Origin of the sequence: Sodalis sp. RH19 (genome assembly GCF_047324215.1) — a bacterium.
Lineage (GTDB): Bacteria > Pseudomonadota > Gammaproteobacteria > Enterobacterales > Enterobacteriaceae > Acerihabitans.
The window spans coordinates 5,052,012-5,068,442 of the sequence record NZ_CP178734.1 but is presented as its reverse complement, the minus strand read 5'-3'; the positions used below and the strand labels follow the sequence as shown (position 1 = coordinate 5,068,442).

General features: G+C 58.6%; 10 protein-coding genes. 1 reads left to right on the top strand and 9 read right to left on the bottom strand.

All coding sequences use genetic code 11. From position 1 onward, the window contains the following. Positions 1 to 6: 6 nt before the first annotated feature. The 4 genes from malP to glpE all read right to left on the bottom strand — a co-directional run bounded on the left by malP (position 7) and on the right by glpE (position 5,030). The gene (gene malP, locus ACL2XF_RS22715) at positions 7 to 2,412 is read right to left on the bottom strand and encodes a maltodextrin phosphorylase (protein WP_413721584.1); all 2,406 of its coding nucleotides are present in this window, start codon (positions 2,410 to 2,412) and stop codon (positions 7 to 9) included. Between the two features lie 337 nt (positions 2,413 to 2,749). Further along, complete coding sequence (locus ACL2XF_RS22710) at positions 2,750 to 3,508, bottom strand: DeoR/GlpR family transcriptional regulator (protein WP_410013206.1); 759 nt, start codon at positions 3,506 to 3,508, stop codon at positions 2,750 to 2,752. Between the two features lie 24 nt (positions 3,509 to 3,532). Next, complete coding sequence (gene glpG, locus ACL2XF_RS22705) at positions 3,533 to 4,372, bottom strand: rhomboid family intramembrane serine protease GlpG (protein ID WP_410013205.1); 840 nt, start codon at positions 4,370 to 4,372, stop codon at positions 3,533 to 3,535. Between the two features lie 325 nt (positions 4,373 to 4,697). Continuing rightward, the gene (glpE, locus tag ACL2XF_RS22700; RefSeq protein ID WP_410016707.1) at positions 4,698 to 5,030 is read right to left on the bottom strand and encodes a thiosulfate sulfurtransferase GlpE; all 333 of its coding nucleotides are present in this window, start codon (positions 5,028 to 5,030) and stop codon (positions 4,698 to 4,700) included. A 179-nt stretch (positions 5,031 to 5,209) separates the two neighbouring features. On the opposite strand from glpE, the gene glpD reads away from it, so the two are divergent. Then, positions 5,210 to 6,721, top strand: a complete 1,512-nt coding sequence (gene glpD / locus ACL2XF_RS22695) for a glycerol-3-phosphate dehydrogenase (RefSeq protein WP_413727582.1) — start codon at positions 5,210 to 5,212, stop codon at positions 6,719 to 6,721. 181 nt (positions 6,722 to 6,902) lie between these two features. On the opposite strand, the gene glgP is transcribed toward glpD, so the two are convergent. The 5 genes from glgP to glgB are packed head-to-tail and all read right to left on the bottom strand — an operon-like array spanning position 6,903 to position 16,327. Then, complete coding sequence (glgP, locus tag ACL2XF_RS22690) at positions 6,903 to 9,350, bottom strand: glycogen phosphorylase (protein ID WP_410013203.1); 2,448 nt, start codon at positions 9,348 to 9,350, stop codon at positions 6,903 to 6,905. A 26-nt stretch (positions 9,351 to 9,376) separates the two neighbouring features. Further along, positions 9,377 to 10,807 carry a glycogen synthase GlgA gene (gene glgA, locus ACL2XF_RS22685; protein ID WP_410013202.1) on the bottom strand — a complete coding sequence of 477 codons (1,431 nt, stop codon included), beginning with the start codon at positions 10,805 to 10,807 and terminating at the stop codon, positions 9,377 to 9,379. 51 nt (positions 10,808 to 10,858) lie between these two features. After that, a complete protein-coding gene (gene glgC, locus ACL2XF_RS22680; RefSeq protein WP_413727581.1) occupies positions 10,859 to 12,145 on the bottom strand; it encodes a glucose-1-phosphate adenylyltransferase in 1,287 nt (428 codons plus the stop codon). A gap of 13 nt (positions 12,146 to 12,158) precedes the next feature. Beyond that, positions 12,159 to 14,144, bottom strand: coding sequence for a glycogen debranching protein GlgX (gene glgX / locus ACL2XF_RS22675; RefSeq protein WP_413727580.1), 1,986 nt, complete (start codon positions 14,142 to 14,144; stop codon positions 12,159 to 12,161). Next, entirely contained in the window at positions 14,144 to 16,327 is a 2,184-nt protein-coding gene (glgB, locus tag ACL2XF_RS22670; protein ID WP_410013199.1) for a 1,4-alpha-glucan branching enzyme, read from the bottom strand. Before glgB ends, glgX begins: the two co-directional genes overlap by 1 nt. Between the last annotated feature and the right edge of the window lie 104 nt (positions 16,328 to 16,431).

Below are 16,431 nucleotides of genomic sequence, written 5' to 3'. Positions count from 1 at the left end.
AACTCCTTAACGTTTTGCTTGCCAGATGCGTTGCTGATAATCGCGTATCGAACGATCCGAACTGAAGAACCCTACCCGGGCGGTATTCAGCACCGCGCTGCGCGTCCAGTCGTCCGGACGGCGGAACAGGGCATCCACCCGCCGCTGCGCCTCGCAATACGCGGCGAAATCCGCCAGCACCAAGTAGGGATCGCCGCCCTCCTGCAGGCTGTGCAGCAGCGGTTCGAACGCATGTTTATGCTTATGGCTGAAAACACCGCTGCCCAGCTCGGTCAGCAGGCCTTTCAGCGCTTTATCCTTTTTCAGGTACTGAGCCGGTTTATACCCCCCGGCCAGCAGCGCTTTGACCTCCGGGTCGGTCAGGCCGAAGATGAATATATTCTCCTCGCCGACCTGTTCGGCAATTTCCACATTGGCGCCGTCCAGGGTGCCGATGGTCAGCGCGCCGTTAAGCGCCAGCTTCATGTTACCGGTGCCGGACGCCTCCTTGCCGGCGGTGGAAATCTGTTCCGACAGGTCCGCCGCCGGGATCATCCACTCCGCCACCGATACCCGGTAATCGGGCAGGAAGATCACTTTAAGCCGATCGTTTATCTTACGATCGTTGTTGATCTTCTCCGCCACCTGATTGATGGCATAAATAATATTCTTGGCCAGGGCATAGCCCGGCGCGGCCTTGGCGCCGAACAAAAACACGCGCGGCACGATATCAAGCGCCGGGTTATCGCGCAGCTGGCGATAAAGCGACAGGATATGCAGCAGGTTAAGATGCTGGCGTTTATATTCATGCAGCCGTTTGATTTGCACGTCGAACAGCGCTTCCGGGTTGACGGTGACATCGGTCAATTGCCTGATTTTCGCCGCCAGGTAGTGCTTATTGTCGCGCTTGATTTGCTGGAACCGCTGGCGGAACTCGGTCTGGTCCGCATAGGGTTCCAGCTCCCTGAGTTTTTCCAGCCGGGTCACCCAGCCCTTGCCGATGGTGGCGTCGATAAGCTTCGCCAGCGCGGGATTGCACGCCTTCAGCCAGCGGCGCGGCGTAATGCCGTTGGTGACATTATGGAATTTTTCCGGCCAGAGCGTGAAGTATTCCGGGAACAGGTCGGTTTTCACCAGATCGGAATGCAGGGCGGCTACGCCGTTAACCGCAAAACCGCACACCACGCACAGATTGGCCATGCGCACCTGTTTGTCATAGTTCACCGCCACCTTCGGCCATATCTCTTTATCATCCGGCCAGCGCTGCCGCACCACTTTCTTAAATTCGCGGTCTATCTGCCTGATAATGTCGAAATGGCGCGGCAGCAGGGCGCGTACCAGCTTTTCGTCCCAGCGCTCCAGCGCCTCCGGCATCAGGGTATGGTTGGTATACGCGAAAGTGCGCGAGGTAATCGCCCAGGCGTCCTGCCAGGAAAGCTGATGTTCATCAAGCAGCACGCGCAGCATTTCAGGGATGGCGATGGTGGGATGGGTATCGTTGAGCTGGATGACTTCGTAATCAGGCAAGCTCTGGATCGTCCGGCCCGCCAGATGGTGGCGGCGCAGGATATCGGCTACCGCACAGGCGCACTGGAAATATTGCTGCATCAGGCGCAGCTGTTTGCCTTCCAGGTGATTATCGTTAGGATACAGCACCTTGGTCAGCTTGGCGGCGTCGATGCCGGCCTGCTCCGCTTTCAGGAACTTGCCGTCGTTAAACAGCCCCAGGTCAAAGGGATGGGGATGGGTGGCTTGCCACAGGCGCAGCGGCAGGATGATGCCGTTTTCATAGCCGACCACCGGCAGGTCCCAGGCTTCGCCGTTGAGGGTAAACGCCGGTTCCCAGTTCACGCCGCCTTGCTCATTTTTCACCAGTTTGCCGCCCAGCCCCACCCGCACCGTCAGCGCCGGGTTGTGCCTGAACCAGGGATACTGTTCCCGCTGCCAGTCATCCGGCGTTTCGCATTGCCTGCCCGCGGCAAAATGCTGGCGGAACAGGCCGTACTGATAATCCAGGCCGTAGCCGGTGGCATCTTGCCCCACCGTCGCCATGGAATCCAGGTAACAGGCCGCCAGACGCCCCAGTCCGCCGTTGCCCAGGGCCGGGTCGATCTCCTGCTCCAGCAGGTCGGCAAGCTCGATGCCGTAGCCCCCCAGCACCTTTTTCACCGTATCGTACCAGCCCAGGTTAATCAGGTTGTTGCCGGTCAAGCGGCCAATCAGGAATTCCATGGAGAGATAGTTGACGTGCCTTGGATTTTTTTGGTCCTGCTGACGCGCCGGCTGCCGGGAGATTAATTCATTCACCGCCGCGCTGACCGCGTGCCACCATTGATAGGAGGTCATTTCCTGCGCTTCCTGCAGGCCTAAACGTTGCCACTGGCGGTCCAGGGCCGATTGAAAGGCGACTTTATCAAGCTTCATTTTTGGCATAAAAGCGTCTCTATCCTGTTGATAAAAGTGGGTCAACGCCGGAAACGGGCCGACAGCCTGCGCGGACTGTCATATTCACGGGATATCTCTACCGGGCGGCCGTCGCGGGAGCGACGGACCCATGTTATAAGTTATCGTAAAACAACGGGGTTTGTTCGTTTATGATCAAAGAATAGTCAAGGGCGTTAAAAAGAGGGGCGCTGGCAAAAAATTTTAATTAATTAGCGAAAAAATAATCTACCGGGGCGCGCGGCCGGTTAAAACGACCGGCGCGCCGGGGCCGGCAAGCGGCCCGCGCCCACGATGGCGCGGCCTGGCGGAACGGGGCATCCTGCCCTCAGCACAGCTCCAGCTTAACCTCGGACTGTTCGATAATGCTCATTACGCTCGGCGGCGGCAGCTCGTCGGTAAACAGAAAATCCACCAGGGACATTTTGCCCAGGTTGACCATGGCGTTGCGGCCGAATTTGGAATGGTCGGTGACCAGCATAACGCAGCGGGAGTTGTCGATAATCGCCCGCTTGGTGCGCATTTCGTGATAATCGAACTCCAGCAGCGATCCGTCCATATCGATGCCGCTGATGCCGAGGATGCCGAAATCCAGGCGGAACTGGGAAATAAAATCCAGCGTGGCCTCGCCCATAATGCCGCCGTCGCGGGTGCGCACCTCGCCGCCGGCCAGGATCAGGCGGAAATCCTCTTTGGCGGTCAGCAGCGTGGCGACATTGAGGTTATTGGTGACCACCCGCAGGTTCTTATGGTTCAGCAAGGCATGGGCCACCGCCTCGGGGGTGGTGCCGATATCGATAAACAGCGTGGCGCCGTCCGGTATCTGACTGGCTACCCGCTGGGCGATGCGCGCTTTTTCCGCCGACCACATGATCTTGCGATCCTGGTAGGCCGTATTCACCGAACTGGACGGCAACGCCGCGCCGCCATGATGACGATGAATCTTATTGTGCTCGGCCAAATCGTTCAGATCGCGCCGGATGGTTTGCGGGCTGACCGAGAAATGCTCCACCAACTCTTCGGTACTGACATAACCCTGCCGCCGTACCAATTCAATAATGGCATCATGCCGCTGCGTTTGCTTCACGTTAAATCCTCTGCTGCCTGGACCCTATCGCCGGCGACCAATCGCATGGCGCGTATCCCAGAAAGCCATTAATAATCCGATAACCAGCCCCGCCACATGGGCGGCATTAGCCACGGCAATGCCGAAAATATCGAAATAACCGGCGATAAGCCACAGCAGGGCAAACACAATGACACCGCGAGGCATCATCAGCGGGCCGTTGGGGTTTTTCTCGCCATACCACCAGACATACCCCATCAAGGCATACACCACGCCGGAAAGACCGCCGAACAGGGCGCCGCTGAAATGGGATTGCACCAGGCCGCTGACCACCGCCGAGACCAGGGTCAATATCGCCAGGGTCGTCACGCCGCGATATTTTTCCACCGCGCTGGCGAGATACCACCACCACACTATATTGAACAATAAATGCAGTAACGAAAAATGCAACAAAATATGGCTTACCCAGCGCCATACCTGCAGGTAGCGCGACGGACCGGCGGGAAACGCCAGCCAGTACATAACGACATCATCGCCCAGGACGTTCATTAAAATAAACACCAGGACGCAGCATAACAACACGCCGAGGGTCAGCGGCCCCGCCTGGCTGCGCAGCGCCGGCAGCCAGGCGGTGCGCTGATAATGAAACTGCCCGCGCTCGGCGCTGCCCGTGCGCCAGCTGGCCGCCTGGTAACGTGGGTGCGTCGGGTCCAGCAGAAAGATTTCCAGCGCGGCCTCTACCCGGGCCAGCTCCGCGTCATCTGCAAGCCATAGCTCGGCTATCCTGCCTTGCTGCTGCATTTCAATCGTCACGCCCTGGGTTTTCATATAGTCGATAAAAGCCTGGGCAAGGCGGGCATTGGACAGGGTCGTTACACGAATCATAGCGTGGGGCGAGTCCTTTAATCATGATGTTCGGGCGCCGGCAAGACCGGCGATATCGTGCTGGCATAGCGCTGGCATAGCGCCCGCGGCGCGATAATCAGCTGATTACTATCATAACATGTTCCCTGCGGCATCCCCCATCATGGCATCAACGGCCGCAGGGTTTTTTGCTTACGGGGGAAAATGAACGGTTTTGATAAGAAGGGGAACAGTATCCGCTTGCGGGCAGGGATAATCGCGAGCGCGTCACAATCGACGCACCGGTGATTATCGCCCGCTGAAAAAAGCGGCGCCCGCGCAGGGAAACGCCGGCGCCTGGCGCGGGTCAGCCTGCCGTCGGGGTGGCGACGTCGGAGGGAAACGCTTTCTGCCAGGCATCAAAACCACCGTCTATGCTATAGGCGGCGTTAAACCCCTGTTGCAGAAGATACTGCGCAGCGCCCTTGCTGCTGTTGCCGTGATAGCACATCACCATCACCGGACGGGTAAAGTCCGTCTGCTGCATAAACGCGCCCAGGGTTTCGTTGGTAAGGTGAACCGCCCCCGGCGCATGGCCGACGGCAAAACTCTGCGGATCGCGGATATCCACCAGAATCGCGTCGCCCTGCCGCCAGCGTTCATACGCCTGTTCCACGCTTATTGCCTCGAAGTGTTCCATCGCCTGCGTCGCCTCGCTTGTTAACGTTTTTTCCACATAGTGTAAACATAAACTGTTACCTGCGTCACGCATAGACGTTTTTTTCAGCATGGGCCTTGGCGCTGATGTTGGTTTTCGATTACAATTATGAGCGAAAACGAAAATAAAAGAACTGTAACGAGCACCTGGAGGAAGGTAACGTGGAAACCAAAGACTTGATCGTGATCGGCGGCGGCATTAACGGCGCCGGCATCGCGGCAGACGCAGCGGGGCGCGGCTTATCCGTGCTGCTGCTTGAGGCGGATGACCTGGCCTGCGCGACCTCTTCCGCCAGTTCAAAACTGATTCACGGCGGCCTGCGCTATCTCGAGCATTATGAGTTCCGCCTGGTCAGCGAAGCGCTGGCGGAACGCGAGGTGCTATTAAAGATGGCGCCGCATATCGCCTTCCCCATGCGCTTTCGTCTGCCGCACCGGCCGCATCTGCGGCCGGCCTGGATGATCCGCATCGGACTGTTTATGTACGATCATCTGGGCAAACGCACCAGCCTGCCGGCCAGTAAAGGGTTGCGTTTCGGCGCGGATTCCATCCTCAAGCCTTCCATCGTGCGCGGTTTTGAATACTCCGACTGCTGGGTGGACGATGCCCGGCTGGTGGTACTGAACGCGCAGGAGGTGGTCGCCAAGGGCGGCGAAGTGCGCACCCGCACCAAAGTAACCCGCGCCTGGCGCGAGAACGGCCTGTGGACGGTGGAAGCGCAGGATGTGATTACCGGCCAGACCCTGACCTGGCAGGCCAAGGGCCTGGCCAACGCCACCGGCCCATGGGTAAAGGAATTTATCGACGACAGCCTGAAGCTGCCCTCCCAGTATGGTATACGCTTAATCAAAGGCAGCCATATCGTGGTGCCGCGCGTGCATAACGGCCAGCACGCCTATATCCTGCAAAATGAAGACCACCGCATCGTGTTTGTCATTCCCTGGCTGGACGAGTTCTCCATCATCGGCACCACCGACGTGGAATACCACGGCGATCCGAAAGCGGTGCATATCGACGACGGCGAGACGGATTACCTGCTTAACGTCTATAACGCGCATTTCAAGAAGCCGCTCAGCCGCGCGGACATCGTCTGGTCCTATTCCGGCGTGCGTCCTCTGTGCGATGACGAGTCCGACTCGCCGCAGGCGGTGACCCGCGACTATACCCTCGCGGTCACCGACGACCACGGCAAGGCCCCGCTGCTATCGGTGTTCGGCGGCAAGCTGACCACCTACCGCAAACTGGCTGAACACGCTTTGGAAAAGCTGCATAAATATTATCCTGACGCCTACGGCGCCTGGACCAAAGGGGCGGTATTGCCGGGCGGCGATTTTAACGGCAGCCGCGACGATTATGCCGCCCAGCTGCGGCGCAAATACGCCTTCCTGACTGAAAGCCTGGCACGCCGCTACAGCCGCACCTACGGCACCCAAAGCGAGCAGATCCTGAAAGGCGCGGCCACGTTCGCCGACCTTGGCGAGCATTTCGGCCACGAATTGTACGAGGCGGAGCTGCATTACCTGGTGGAAAAAGAATGGGTGGTTACCCTTGAAGACGCCATCTGGCGCCGCACCAAACTCGGCATGTGGCTTGATGACGGCGAAAAACAGCATGTGGGCGAATGGCTGGCCCATCATGCGCGCGGCGGGAGGACGCTGTCGCTGGCCTCTTAGGCAAGGATGGCGGGGTTCGGCCAGCGCATTTTAAACAACAAGGCCACGTCACGGCGCGGCCTTGTTTGATCGCCCAGAATCGCTGTTTATAGAAAAATGATCAGCACCGCCAGGCCATGAACACGCCAGCTCCGCGTGTCCATGCAGACGTCAATACGATGACCGCGTATCGCTTGCTCCGCTACAGCCGGATCGGCTTCACATGCCATATCTCATCGGCATATTCCTGGATGGTCCGGTCCGACGAGAAATAGCCCATACTGGCAATATTCATGACCGCCCGCCTTGTCCACTCCTCCGGCTGCTGATAAAGCTGGTCCACCCGATCCTGGGTATCGACATAACTGCGATAATCCGCCAGCAACTGGTAATAATCGCCGAAATTCACCAGTGTATCGAACAGATTGCGGTAGCGATTGGCCTCGCCCGGACTGAATACGCCGGTGGCGATCTGGGTCAGGGCCTGGTTAAGCTCCGCATCCTGCTCATAGAACTGGCGCGGGTTATAACCGTCGCGGCGCAGCGCTTCCACCTGCTCGGCGGTATTGCCGAAGATAAAGATGTTTTCCTCGCCCATGCGGCTGCTCATCTCGATATTGGCGCCGTCCAGGGTGCCGATGGTCAGCGCGCCGTTAAGCGCGAACTTCATATTACTGGTGCCGGAAGCTTCGGTGCCCGCCAGGGAGATCTGTTCCGATAAATCCGCCGCCGGGATAATCAGCTGCGCCAGGCTGACGCTATAGTTGGGAATAAATACCACCTTCAAGCGGTTCTTCACCTGCGGATCGCTATTAATCACCGTGGCCACATCGTTGATTAAATGGATAATCTGCTTGGCCATATGATAGGCCGAGGCCGCTTTGCCGGCAAAGATATTCACCCGCGGCACCCAGTCGGCATCGGGATCCTGTTTAATCCGGTTATAGCGGGTTATAATGTGCAGCACATTCATCAACTGGCGCTTATATTCATGGATACGCTTGATTTGCACATCAAATAACGCCGCCGGGTCGGCCACCACATTAAGCTCTTTGGCCATATAGAGAGCCAGCGCCTTTTTATTTTCCAGCTTGGCCTTTTGCACATCCTGGATAAACGCCGGGAAATCGATATGGGATTTGATTTCCTCCAGCTGGCTTAAATCGGTACGCCACATCTGGCCGATGGCGTCGTCCAGCACCGCCGACAGCGGCCGGTTCGCCAGCGCCAGCCAGCGGCGTGGCGTGACGCCGTTGGTTTTATTGCAAAACTTGTCGGGATAGATGCGCGCGAAATCGGCAAACAGCGATTGCACCATCAGGTCGGAATGCAGTTCCGATACCCCGTTGACCTTATGGCTGGCAATCACCGCCAGCCAGGCCATGCGTATCATCCGCCCGTCATGTTCATCAACGATCGACACGCGTGACAGCAGGGCGCTGTCGCCGGGAAATTGTTCCTGCACGCCGGTTAAAAAATGATCGTTGATTTCAAAGATAATCTGCAGCTGGCGCGGCAGGATCTTGCCCAGCATGTCCACCGGCCACCTTTCCAGCGCTTCGCTCATCAGGGTATGGTTGGTATAGGAGAATACCTTGCCCACCACGTCCCATGCCTGTTGCCAGGTAAATTTATGCTCGTCGATCAAAAGCCGCATCAGCTCGGGAATCGACAGCACCGGGTGGGTATCGTTGAGATGCACCGCGATTTTATCCGCCAGGTTGTCGAAGGTCTGATGCATCATCCAGTGACGGGTGAGAATATCCTGCATGGTGGCGGAGACTAAAAAGTATTCCTGGCGCAGGCGCAATTCGCGGCCTGAATAGGTGGAATCATCCGGATAGAGCACCCGGGAAACGTTTTCAGAATAGTTTTTATCTTCCACGGCGGCGAAATAATCGCCCTGGTTGAATTTGCCCAGGTTGATTTCATTGCTGGCCTGGGCGCTCCACAGCCTTAAGGTGTTGGTGGCGTCGGTATCGAAACCGGGAATAATCTGGTCATAGGCGCAGGCCAGCACTTCCTCGGTCTCCACCCAACGGGTTTTCGCCCCCTCCTGCTGCACGCGGCCGCCGAAGCGGACCTTATAGCGGGTGGAATGACGGGGAAACTCCCAGGGATTGCCGTATTCAAGCCAGTAATCCGGCGATTCCGCCTGCTGCCCGTTGATAATATTCTGCTTGAACATACCGTATTCATAACGAATGCCGTAACCCCGTCCCGGCAGCGCCAGCGTCGCCATGGAATCGAGGAAACAGGCCGCCAGCCTCCCCAGCCCGCCGTTGCCTAACCCCGGGTCGTTCTCTTCCTCCAGCAGATCGTCCAGCTCGAACCCCATATCCTCCAGGGCGGCCTTGGTATCGTCGTAAATCCCCATCGCCAGCAGCGCGTTGGACAAGGTCCGGCCGAGCAGAAACTCCATCGACAGGTAATAGACCTGGCGCACGTCCTGCGACAGTTGGGCGCGATTGGAGCGCAACCACCGCTCCACCATACGATCCCGTACCGCCAGCAGCGTGGCGTTCAGCCACTCATGCTTATTGGCGGCGGAAGGATCTTTACCGATGGTAAACATCAGCTTATAGGCAATCGAATGTTTCAGCGCTTCCACGCTGAGGGTGGGTGAAGCATAAATAAACGGAGAGTTCATGGCATTCATTCCCAATCAGTGAATATCTACAAGCGTTGATAAAGAGACTGATAAGCCCGGGCGGCGACATGCCAACTGAAATCTAAACCCATCGCCTGACGCTGGACATAACGCCACAGGGCAGGCCTTGACCATAACACAAAAGCGCGGCGGATAGCCCGTTGCAACGCGCTGGCGGTGGCATCTTCGAAAACAAAACCGCTGGCGATGCCGTCGGAGAGGTTCTCAAGCGAGCTGTCGGTCACCGTGTCCGCCAGCCCGCCGGTGCGCCGTACCAGCGGCAGGGTACCGTATTTCAGGCCGTAGAGCTGCGTCAGGCCGCAGGGCTCGAACCGGCTCGGCACCATAATCACGTCCGCGCCGCCGATAATGCGGTGGGAAAACGCCTCGTGATACCCTAACTGTACCCCCACCTGGCTGGGATATTCCGCCGCCGCCGCCAGGAACCCCTGCTGCAGGTTGGCGTCGCCGGCGCCGAGCAGCGTCAGCTGGCCGCCCTGCTCCAGCAGGTCCGGCAGGACTTCCAGCACCAGATCCAGCCCCTTTTGGCTGGTCAGGCGGCTGACCACGGCAAACAGCGGGACCTTTTCGTCCACCGTCAGGCCCATGGCGGTCTGCAGATGGCGCTTATTGTTGACTTTCGCCTCCAGCACATCACGGTTATAGCGCGTGGACAGCATGGCGTCATGGGTCGGATTCCAGATGGCATCGTCCACGCCGTTGAGGATGCCGGTCAGCCGTCCCTGGGACTGCAGCGACGCCAATAGCCCTTCCATACCGTAGCCGTAGGCCGGCTGGGTGATTTCCCGGGCGTAGGTAGGGCTGACGGTGGTGACGTGATCGGCATAGAACAGCCCGGCCTTCAGATAGGAGATCTGGCCGAAAAACTCCATGCCGTAGGTGTGGAAAAACTCATCCGGCAGGCCCAGCTCCGGCAGGTGTCGGGCGTTGAACAATCCCTGGTAAGCCAGGTTATGCACCGTAAACACCGATTTCGCCGGTCGTCCCTTGGCCGCCAGGTAAGCACAGGTCAGGCCGGCGTGCCAGTCATGGGCCTGGATGATATCCGGCTGCCAGGCCCGGTCCAGTCCGCTGGCCATTTCGGCGCCGACCCAGCCCAATAGCGCAAACCGCAGATAGTTATCCATATAGGCATACTGATCCTGGTCATGGTAAGGGCTGCCGGGGCGATCGTAAAGATCGGGGGCATCGATAAGATAGATGCCGACGCCGTTGAAACGACCATATAACAGTTTGACGCGGCGTGAAAACGCGTCGAATTCATTAACCACGCGGGTATCCGGGATACCTTTGCGCAAATCCGGAAACGCCGGCAATAAAACCCGCACGTCATCCCCTTCCACAATCTGAGCCGCGGGTAATGCCCCGACCACATCTGCCAGTCCCCCGGTTTTCAGTAGGGGAAACAGTTCAGAACACACATGTAAAACCTGCATTATCGCTCCTGTTAAGGCCTATTATTTTTTGACTGATGGCTACAGATCTTCCTAATTGACGTTGGCCAGCATCTTACGTGTTACCAGCACGATTCCTTCCTCAGAGCGATAGAATCGTCGTTCATCGTCCGCGGCGTTTTCACCGATCACCATGCCTTCCGGTATTTCGCAGGCACGATCGATAATGCACCGCCGCAATCGGCAAGAGCGTCCCACGATCACATCCGGTAAAATTACCGCGCCGTCCAGCGTGCAAAACGAATTAACGCGCACGCGGGGAAACAGTACCGAGTGCGTGACATGCGCACCGGAAAGGATGCAACCGCCGGAAACCAGTGAGTTCAGGGTCACGCCGTGGTTACCGGCGCGATCCTGAACAAATTTGGCCGGCGGCAGCGGTTCCATATGCGTGCGTATCGGCCAGTTTTGATCGTACATATCCAGTTCCGGGGTTACCGAAGCCAGATCCAGATTCGCCCGCCAGTAAGCGTCCAGCGTGCCCACGTCACGCCAGTAGGGCGGGGTTTGGCCATCGTCGGTGGAAGAGACGCACGACAGGGTGAACGGATGCGCCCAGGCTTCGCCCAGGGCGGTGATTTTCGGGATAATGTCCTTGCCGAAATCATGATTGGAGCCTTCGGTGCGCATATCCTCTTCCAGCAGGGCAAAGAGATAATCGGCATCAAAGACGTAAATACCCATGCTGGCCAGCGCCAGATCCGGGAAACCGGGCATGGCCGGCGGTTCCGGCGGTTTTTCGACAAAGTCCAGCACCCGGTATTCATCATCGACCGCCATAACGCCGAAGTCCCTGCCCTCCAGGCGGGGCACAGGCAGGCAGGCCACGGTGCATTTGGCGCCTTTTTCCACATGATCGATAAGCAGGCGGGAGTAATCCATTTTATAGATATGATCACCCGCCAGGATGACGATGTATTTGGCGCGGTAGCGGCGGATGATATCCAGGTTTTGCGATACCGCGTCCGCCGTGCCGCGATACCAGTGTTCGGTGGCAAAACGCTGCTGCGCCGGCAGCAGATCGACAAATTCGTTCATCTCCTCGTTGAGGAAAGACCAGCCGCGCTGGATATGCTGCACCAGGGTATGCGACTGGTACTGGGTTATCACGCCTATCCGGCGGATACCGGAGTTCAGGCAGTTGGAGAGCGCAAAATCAATAATACGGAACTTACCGCCGAAATGAACCGCGGGCTTGGCACGCTTGGCCGTCAAATCTTTTAACCGCGAACCGCGTCCGCCCGCCAGGATCAGCGCGACGCTTTGGATCGGCAATTGTCTGGCCAGCATCACCGGGTCACTACCTTCATACCTAACCATCGCCGACTCCTTATTATTGTTTTACCAGCACATTAACCGTCCGGGCCGCCAGCGGTAAGCGGCGCTCCGGATCCGATTGCCCTGGGCGCTGAAACGGTGCCGCCAGCGCCCATGTCCCTTCAGGTAAGGTCATTTCGCAGGCTTTTGTAGTGGCATTGATCACAAACAGGTAATCTCGTGACAGACGGATCTGCAATCGATGTTCTCCCCGCTCCCACTCCCCGGCGCTCAGCGCCTCGCCATGCTCGTTCAGCCATTCGACCGTTTGCGGGTCGCTTTCACGCCACCAGCGGTTCTGCATCAGGGCGGGAATACGCCGGCGCAGGCTGATAAGGTCGGCGGTATAGCCTATCAGGCCGGCATCCGCGCGCGGCCAGTCCAGCCAGGTCAGTTCATTATCCTGGCAATAGGCGTTATTGTTGCCCTGCTGGCTATGGCCGAACTCGTCCCCCGCCAGGAGCATCGGCGTGCCCTGCGACAGCAGCAGCGTCGCCAGCAGCGCCTGCTGGCTGCGGCGGCGGCGCTCCCGGATATCCTGTCCGGCGTCGGGGCCCTCGACGCCGTGGTTGTCGCTATGGTTATCCCAGGCGCCGTCGCGGTTATCCTCGCCGTTGGCCTGGTTGTGTTTTTCGCTGAAGCTGACCAGGTCCTGCAGGGTAAAGCCATCATGGGCGGTCAGCATATTGACCGTGGCGCAGGGTAAGCGCCCGGTCGTGTTGAACAGGTCGCTGGACGCGGCAAAACGGCGGGCAAAATCTCCCGGCGCCAGGTCGCCGCGCAGCCAGAAGCGGCGCATATCGTCGCGAAAACGGTCGTTCCATTCCGCGAACGGCGGCGGGAAAGCGCCGACCTGATAACCGCCGGGGCCGATATCCCAAGGTTCGGCGATCAGTTTGCAGCCGTTAAGCGCCGGATGCTCCTGCAGCGCGGCGAATAGCCGCGCGCTGGCGTTGAATTCCGGCGTGCGCCCCAGCACCGTGCCTAAATCAAAACGAAAGCCGTCGACATGGCACGTCTCGCGCCAGAAGCGCAGGCAGTCCAGCACCCAGGCGGTAACATCGGGATTATCGAGGCGCAGCGTATTGCCGCAGCCGGTCCAGTTTTGATAATCCCCGCGTTCGTCCAGCCAATACCAGCCGGGGTTGTCGATGCCGCGCAGCGACAGCACGGGACCGGTCAAATCCAGCTCGGCGCTGTGGTTGAACACCACGTCGAGGATGACTTCGATACCGGCCTGGTGCAGGGCGCGCACCATGGCGCGAAACTCGTCCAGCGCCGACAGATCCTGATGGCCGCAGGCATAGCCCGGCTCGACCGCATAGGGCGCCAGCACGTTGTATCCCCAGTAATTGCGCAGCCCCAGGCGTTGCAAACGCGGTTCGTCCACGTGCTGCTGCACCGGCAGCAGCTCGACTGCGGTAATGCCCAGTTGCCGCAAATACCCCGTCATCAGCGGATGGGCCAGGCCGGCATAAGTGCCGCGCAGCCCCTGCGGGATCCCGGGATGCAGCCGGGTCAGTCCGCGCACATGGGCTTCATAAATTACCGTCTCGCCCCAGGGCGTCGCGGGCGGCGTATCGTCACGCCAATCATAGCGCTCATCCACCACCACGCTTTTCGGCGCCGCCGCGGCGCTGTCGGCCCCGTCCGGCGTGTCGCCCGGGTCATACAGCGACGGATGGTCGCCGACCGCGCCGTCAAGCGCGCGGGCGCAGGGATCGATCAACAGCTTGGCCGGATTAAAGCGCAGTCCCTTTCGCGGCTCAAACGGGCCCTGTACCCGATAGCCATAACGCTGGCCGGGGCCGGCGCCCGGCAGGTAGCCGTGCCAGATATTCCCGCTGCGCGCCGTCAATGCGATTTGCCGTTCATCGCCTTTGTCGTCGAACAGGCACAACAGCACGCGCTCGGCATGGGCCGAATACAGGCTGAAGTTGACACCTTTGCCGTCAAATCGGGCTCCCATGGGGCTGGCTGAACCTGCGGACAGCGTCTCCATTAATTCTCCCGTACCAGGAAAATCGTCGCCAGCGGTGGTACGGTCAGTAGCAGCGAATGCTCCCGGTGATGACTGGAAACAGGTTCGCTGTACAGCTCGCCGCTATTGCCCATATTGCTGCCGTTATAATAATGGGAGTCGGTATTCAGCACCTCGCGCCAACGTCCGGGGGACGGGATGCCGATGCGATAGCCGGGGCGCGGCACCGGGGTAAAGTTGCTGACCACGATCATTTCGCCGCCGCTGGCGTCGCGGCGCAGAAAAGCGAATACCGAGTTTTCGCTGTCGTCCGCCACCAGCCATTCAAAACCGTTATAGCGATAATCCACTTCATACAACGGCGCATGGGTGCGATAGCACTGGTTTAAGTCGCGCACCAGCCGCTGCACGCCGCTGTGCATGCCGTCCGGGTCGTCCAGCAGGTGCCAGTCGAGACTCATGTCGTGGTTCCATTCACGCAGTTGCGCGAACTCGTTGCCCATAAACAGCAGTTTTTTACCGGGGTGTCCCCACATAAAGCCGTAGTAGGCGCGCACATTGGCGAATTTTTGCCACATATCGCCGGGCATGCGGTTCAGGATGGAGTGTTTGCCGTGCACGACTTCATCATGGGACAGCGGCAGCACGAAGTTTTCGCTGTAGGCGTATACCATGCTGAATGTCATCTGGTGATGATGGTATTTGCGGTGAACCGGATCGAGCTGCATATATTTCAGCGTGTCGTTCATCCAGCCCATATTCCATTTGTAATGGAAACCGAGGCCGCCGTTTTCCGGCGGCGCGGTCACGCCGGAAAATGAGGTGGATTCCTCGGCCACGGTAATGGCGCCGTCGCGCTGGGTGCCCACGGTATGGTTGGTATAGCGCAGGAAGGCTATCGCCTCGAGGTTCTCGTTGCCGCCATAATGGTTAGGCACCCATTGCCCCGCAGGACGGCTGTAGTCGCGATAGATCATCGAGGCCACCGCATCGACGCGTAAACCGTCGATACCGTATCTTTCCAGCCAAAATAGCGCATTGCCCGCCAGGAAGTTGCGTACTTCGTTGCGGCCGTAGTTGTAGATCAGCGTATTCCAGTCCTGGTGCAGCCCCTCGCGCGGGTCGGCGTACTCATACAGCGACGTGCCGTCGAATTTCGCCAGGCCGAACTCGTCGCCGGGGAAATGGCCGGGCACCCAATCGAGCAACACGTTGATGCCCGCCCGGTGGGCGGCGTCAATCAGTACCCGGAAATCCTCGGGGGTGCCGAACCGGCGGGTGGGCGCATAGATGCCGAGCGGCTGGTAGCCCCAGCTGCCGTCAAAAGGGTGCTCGTTAATCGGCAGCAGTTCGATGTGGGTAAACCCCATATACTTGACGTAATCGACCAGTTGCTCCGCCAGTTCCAGGTAACTGAGCCAGAAATTATTGTCGGCGTGGCGCCGCCAGGATCCCAAATGCACTTCATAAATGGCAATCGGCTGGTTGAACGTATTGGCCGCGCTCCTGGCCGCGTCCGGCGTCACCACCGGCGGCAATCCCCGGGTCAGGGACGCGGTTTCCGGGCGCATTTGCGCCTCGAAGGCGTACGGGTCGGCTTTCAGGCGCGTTTGTCCGTGACAGTCGATGATTTCGTATTTATACAGTTGGCCGACGGTGACGGAGGGCAGGAACAGTTCCCAAATGCCGTTTTCGCGCCGCTGGCGCATAGGATGCCGGCGGCCGTCCCAATAATTAAACTCGCCCACCACCGATACCCGCTGGGCATTGGGCGCCCAGACGGCAAAACGCATGCCCGCCACCCCGTCCAGCTCGTCCGGGTGGGCGCCGAGACGTTCATAAGGACGTAAATGGGTGCCTTCCGCCAGTAGCCAGCTGTCGATATCCTGCAAGAGCGGTCCGAAACGGTACGGGTCCTCAATGATATAAGTATGCTCATGCCAGGTGACGGCCAATTGATAGGTAAAAGGTTTTTTACGCCGGCCTAATTGCGCCATAAACAAACCGCGGTCGTCTTCACAGGTTAATTCTGTGATCTTGCGCCCATTTTTTTTATCAATAAGCGTTACCGCGCTGGCATCCGGTAATAACGCGCGCACCACCAGCCCTTCGCTGGTCTGATGCATGCCTAATAATGAAAACGGATCGGCATACCGGCCGGAAACCAAAGCTGTAATGACCTCATGGTCGGGAAATCCTGACATGGTGTTATTCCTTTCATTACTCCATGAAATAAAACAATATTTCCAAAAAATTATCCGATGCTTACACCACCCCCATGGTTTCCCTAAGGCACGGGCGCCCGCGA

Excerpts from the sequence above, each read along its gene's own strand:
- malP (WP_413721584.1), bottom strand. The coding sequence starts at position 2,412 with ATGCCAAAAATGAAGCTTGATAAAGTCGCCTTTCAATCGGCCCTGGAC.
- glpG (WP_410013205.1), bottom strand. The coding sequence starts at position 4,372 with ATGATTCGTGTAACGACCCTGTCCAATGCCCGCCTTGCCCAGGCTTTT.
- glpE (WP_410016707.1), bottom strand. The coding sequence starts at position 5,030 with ATGGAACACTTCGAGGCAATAAGCGTGGAACAGGCGTATGAACGCTGG.
- glgP (WP_410013203.1), bottom strand. The coding sequence starts at position 9,350 with ATGAACTCTCCGTTTATTTATGCTTCACCCACCCTCAGCGTGGAAGCG.
- glgA (WP_410013202.1), bottom strand. The coding sequence starts at position 10,807 with ATGCAGGTTTTACATGTGTGTTCTGAACTGTTTCCCCTACTGAAAACC.
- glgC (WP_413727581.1), bottom strand. The coding sequence starts at position 12,145 with ATGGTTAGGTATGAAGGTAGTGACCCGGTGATGCTGGCCAGACAATTG.
- glgX (WP_413727580.1), bottom strand. The coding sequence starts at position 14,144 with ATGGAGACGCTGTCCGCAGGTTCAGCCAGCCCCATGGGAGCCCGATTT.
- glgB (WP_410013199.1), bottom strand. The coding sequence starts at position 16,327 with ATGTCAGGATTTCCCGACCATGAGGTCATTACAGCTTTGGTTTCCGGC.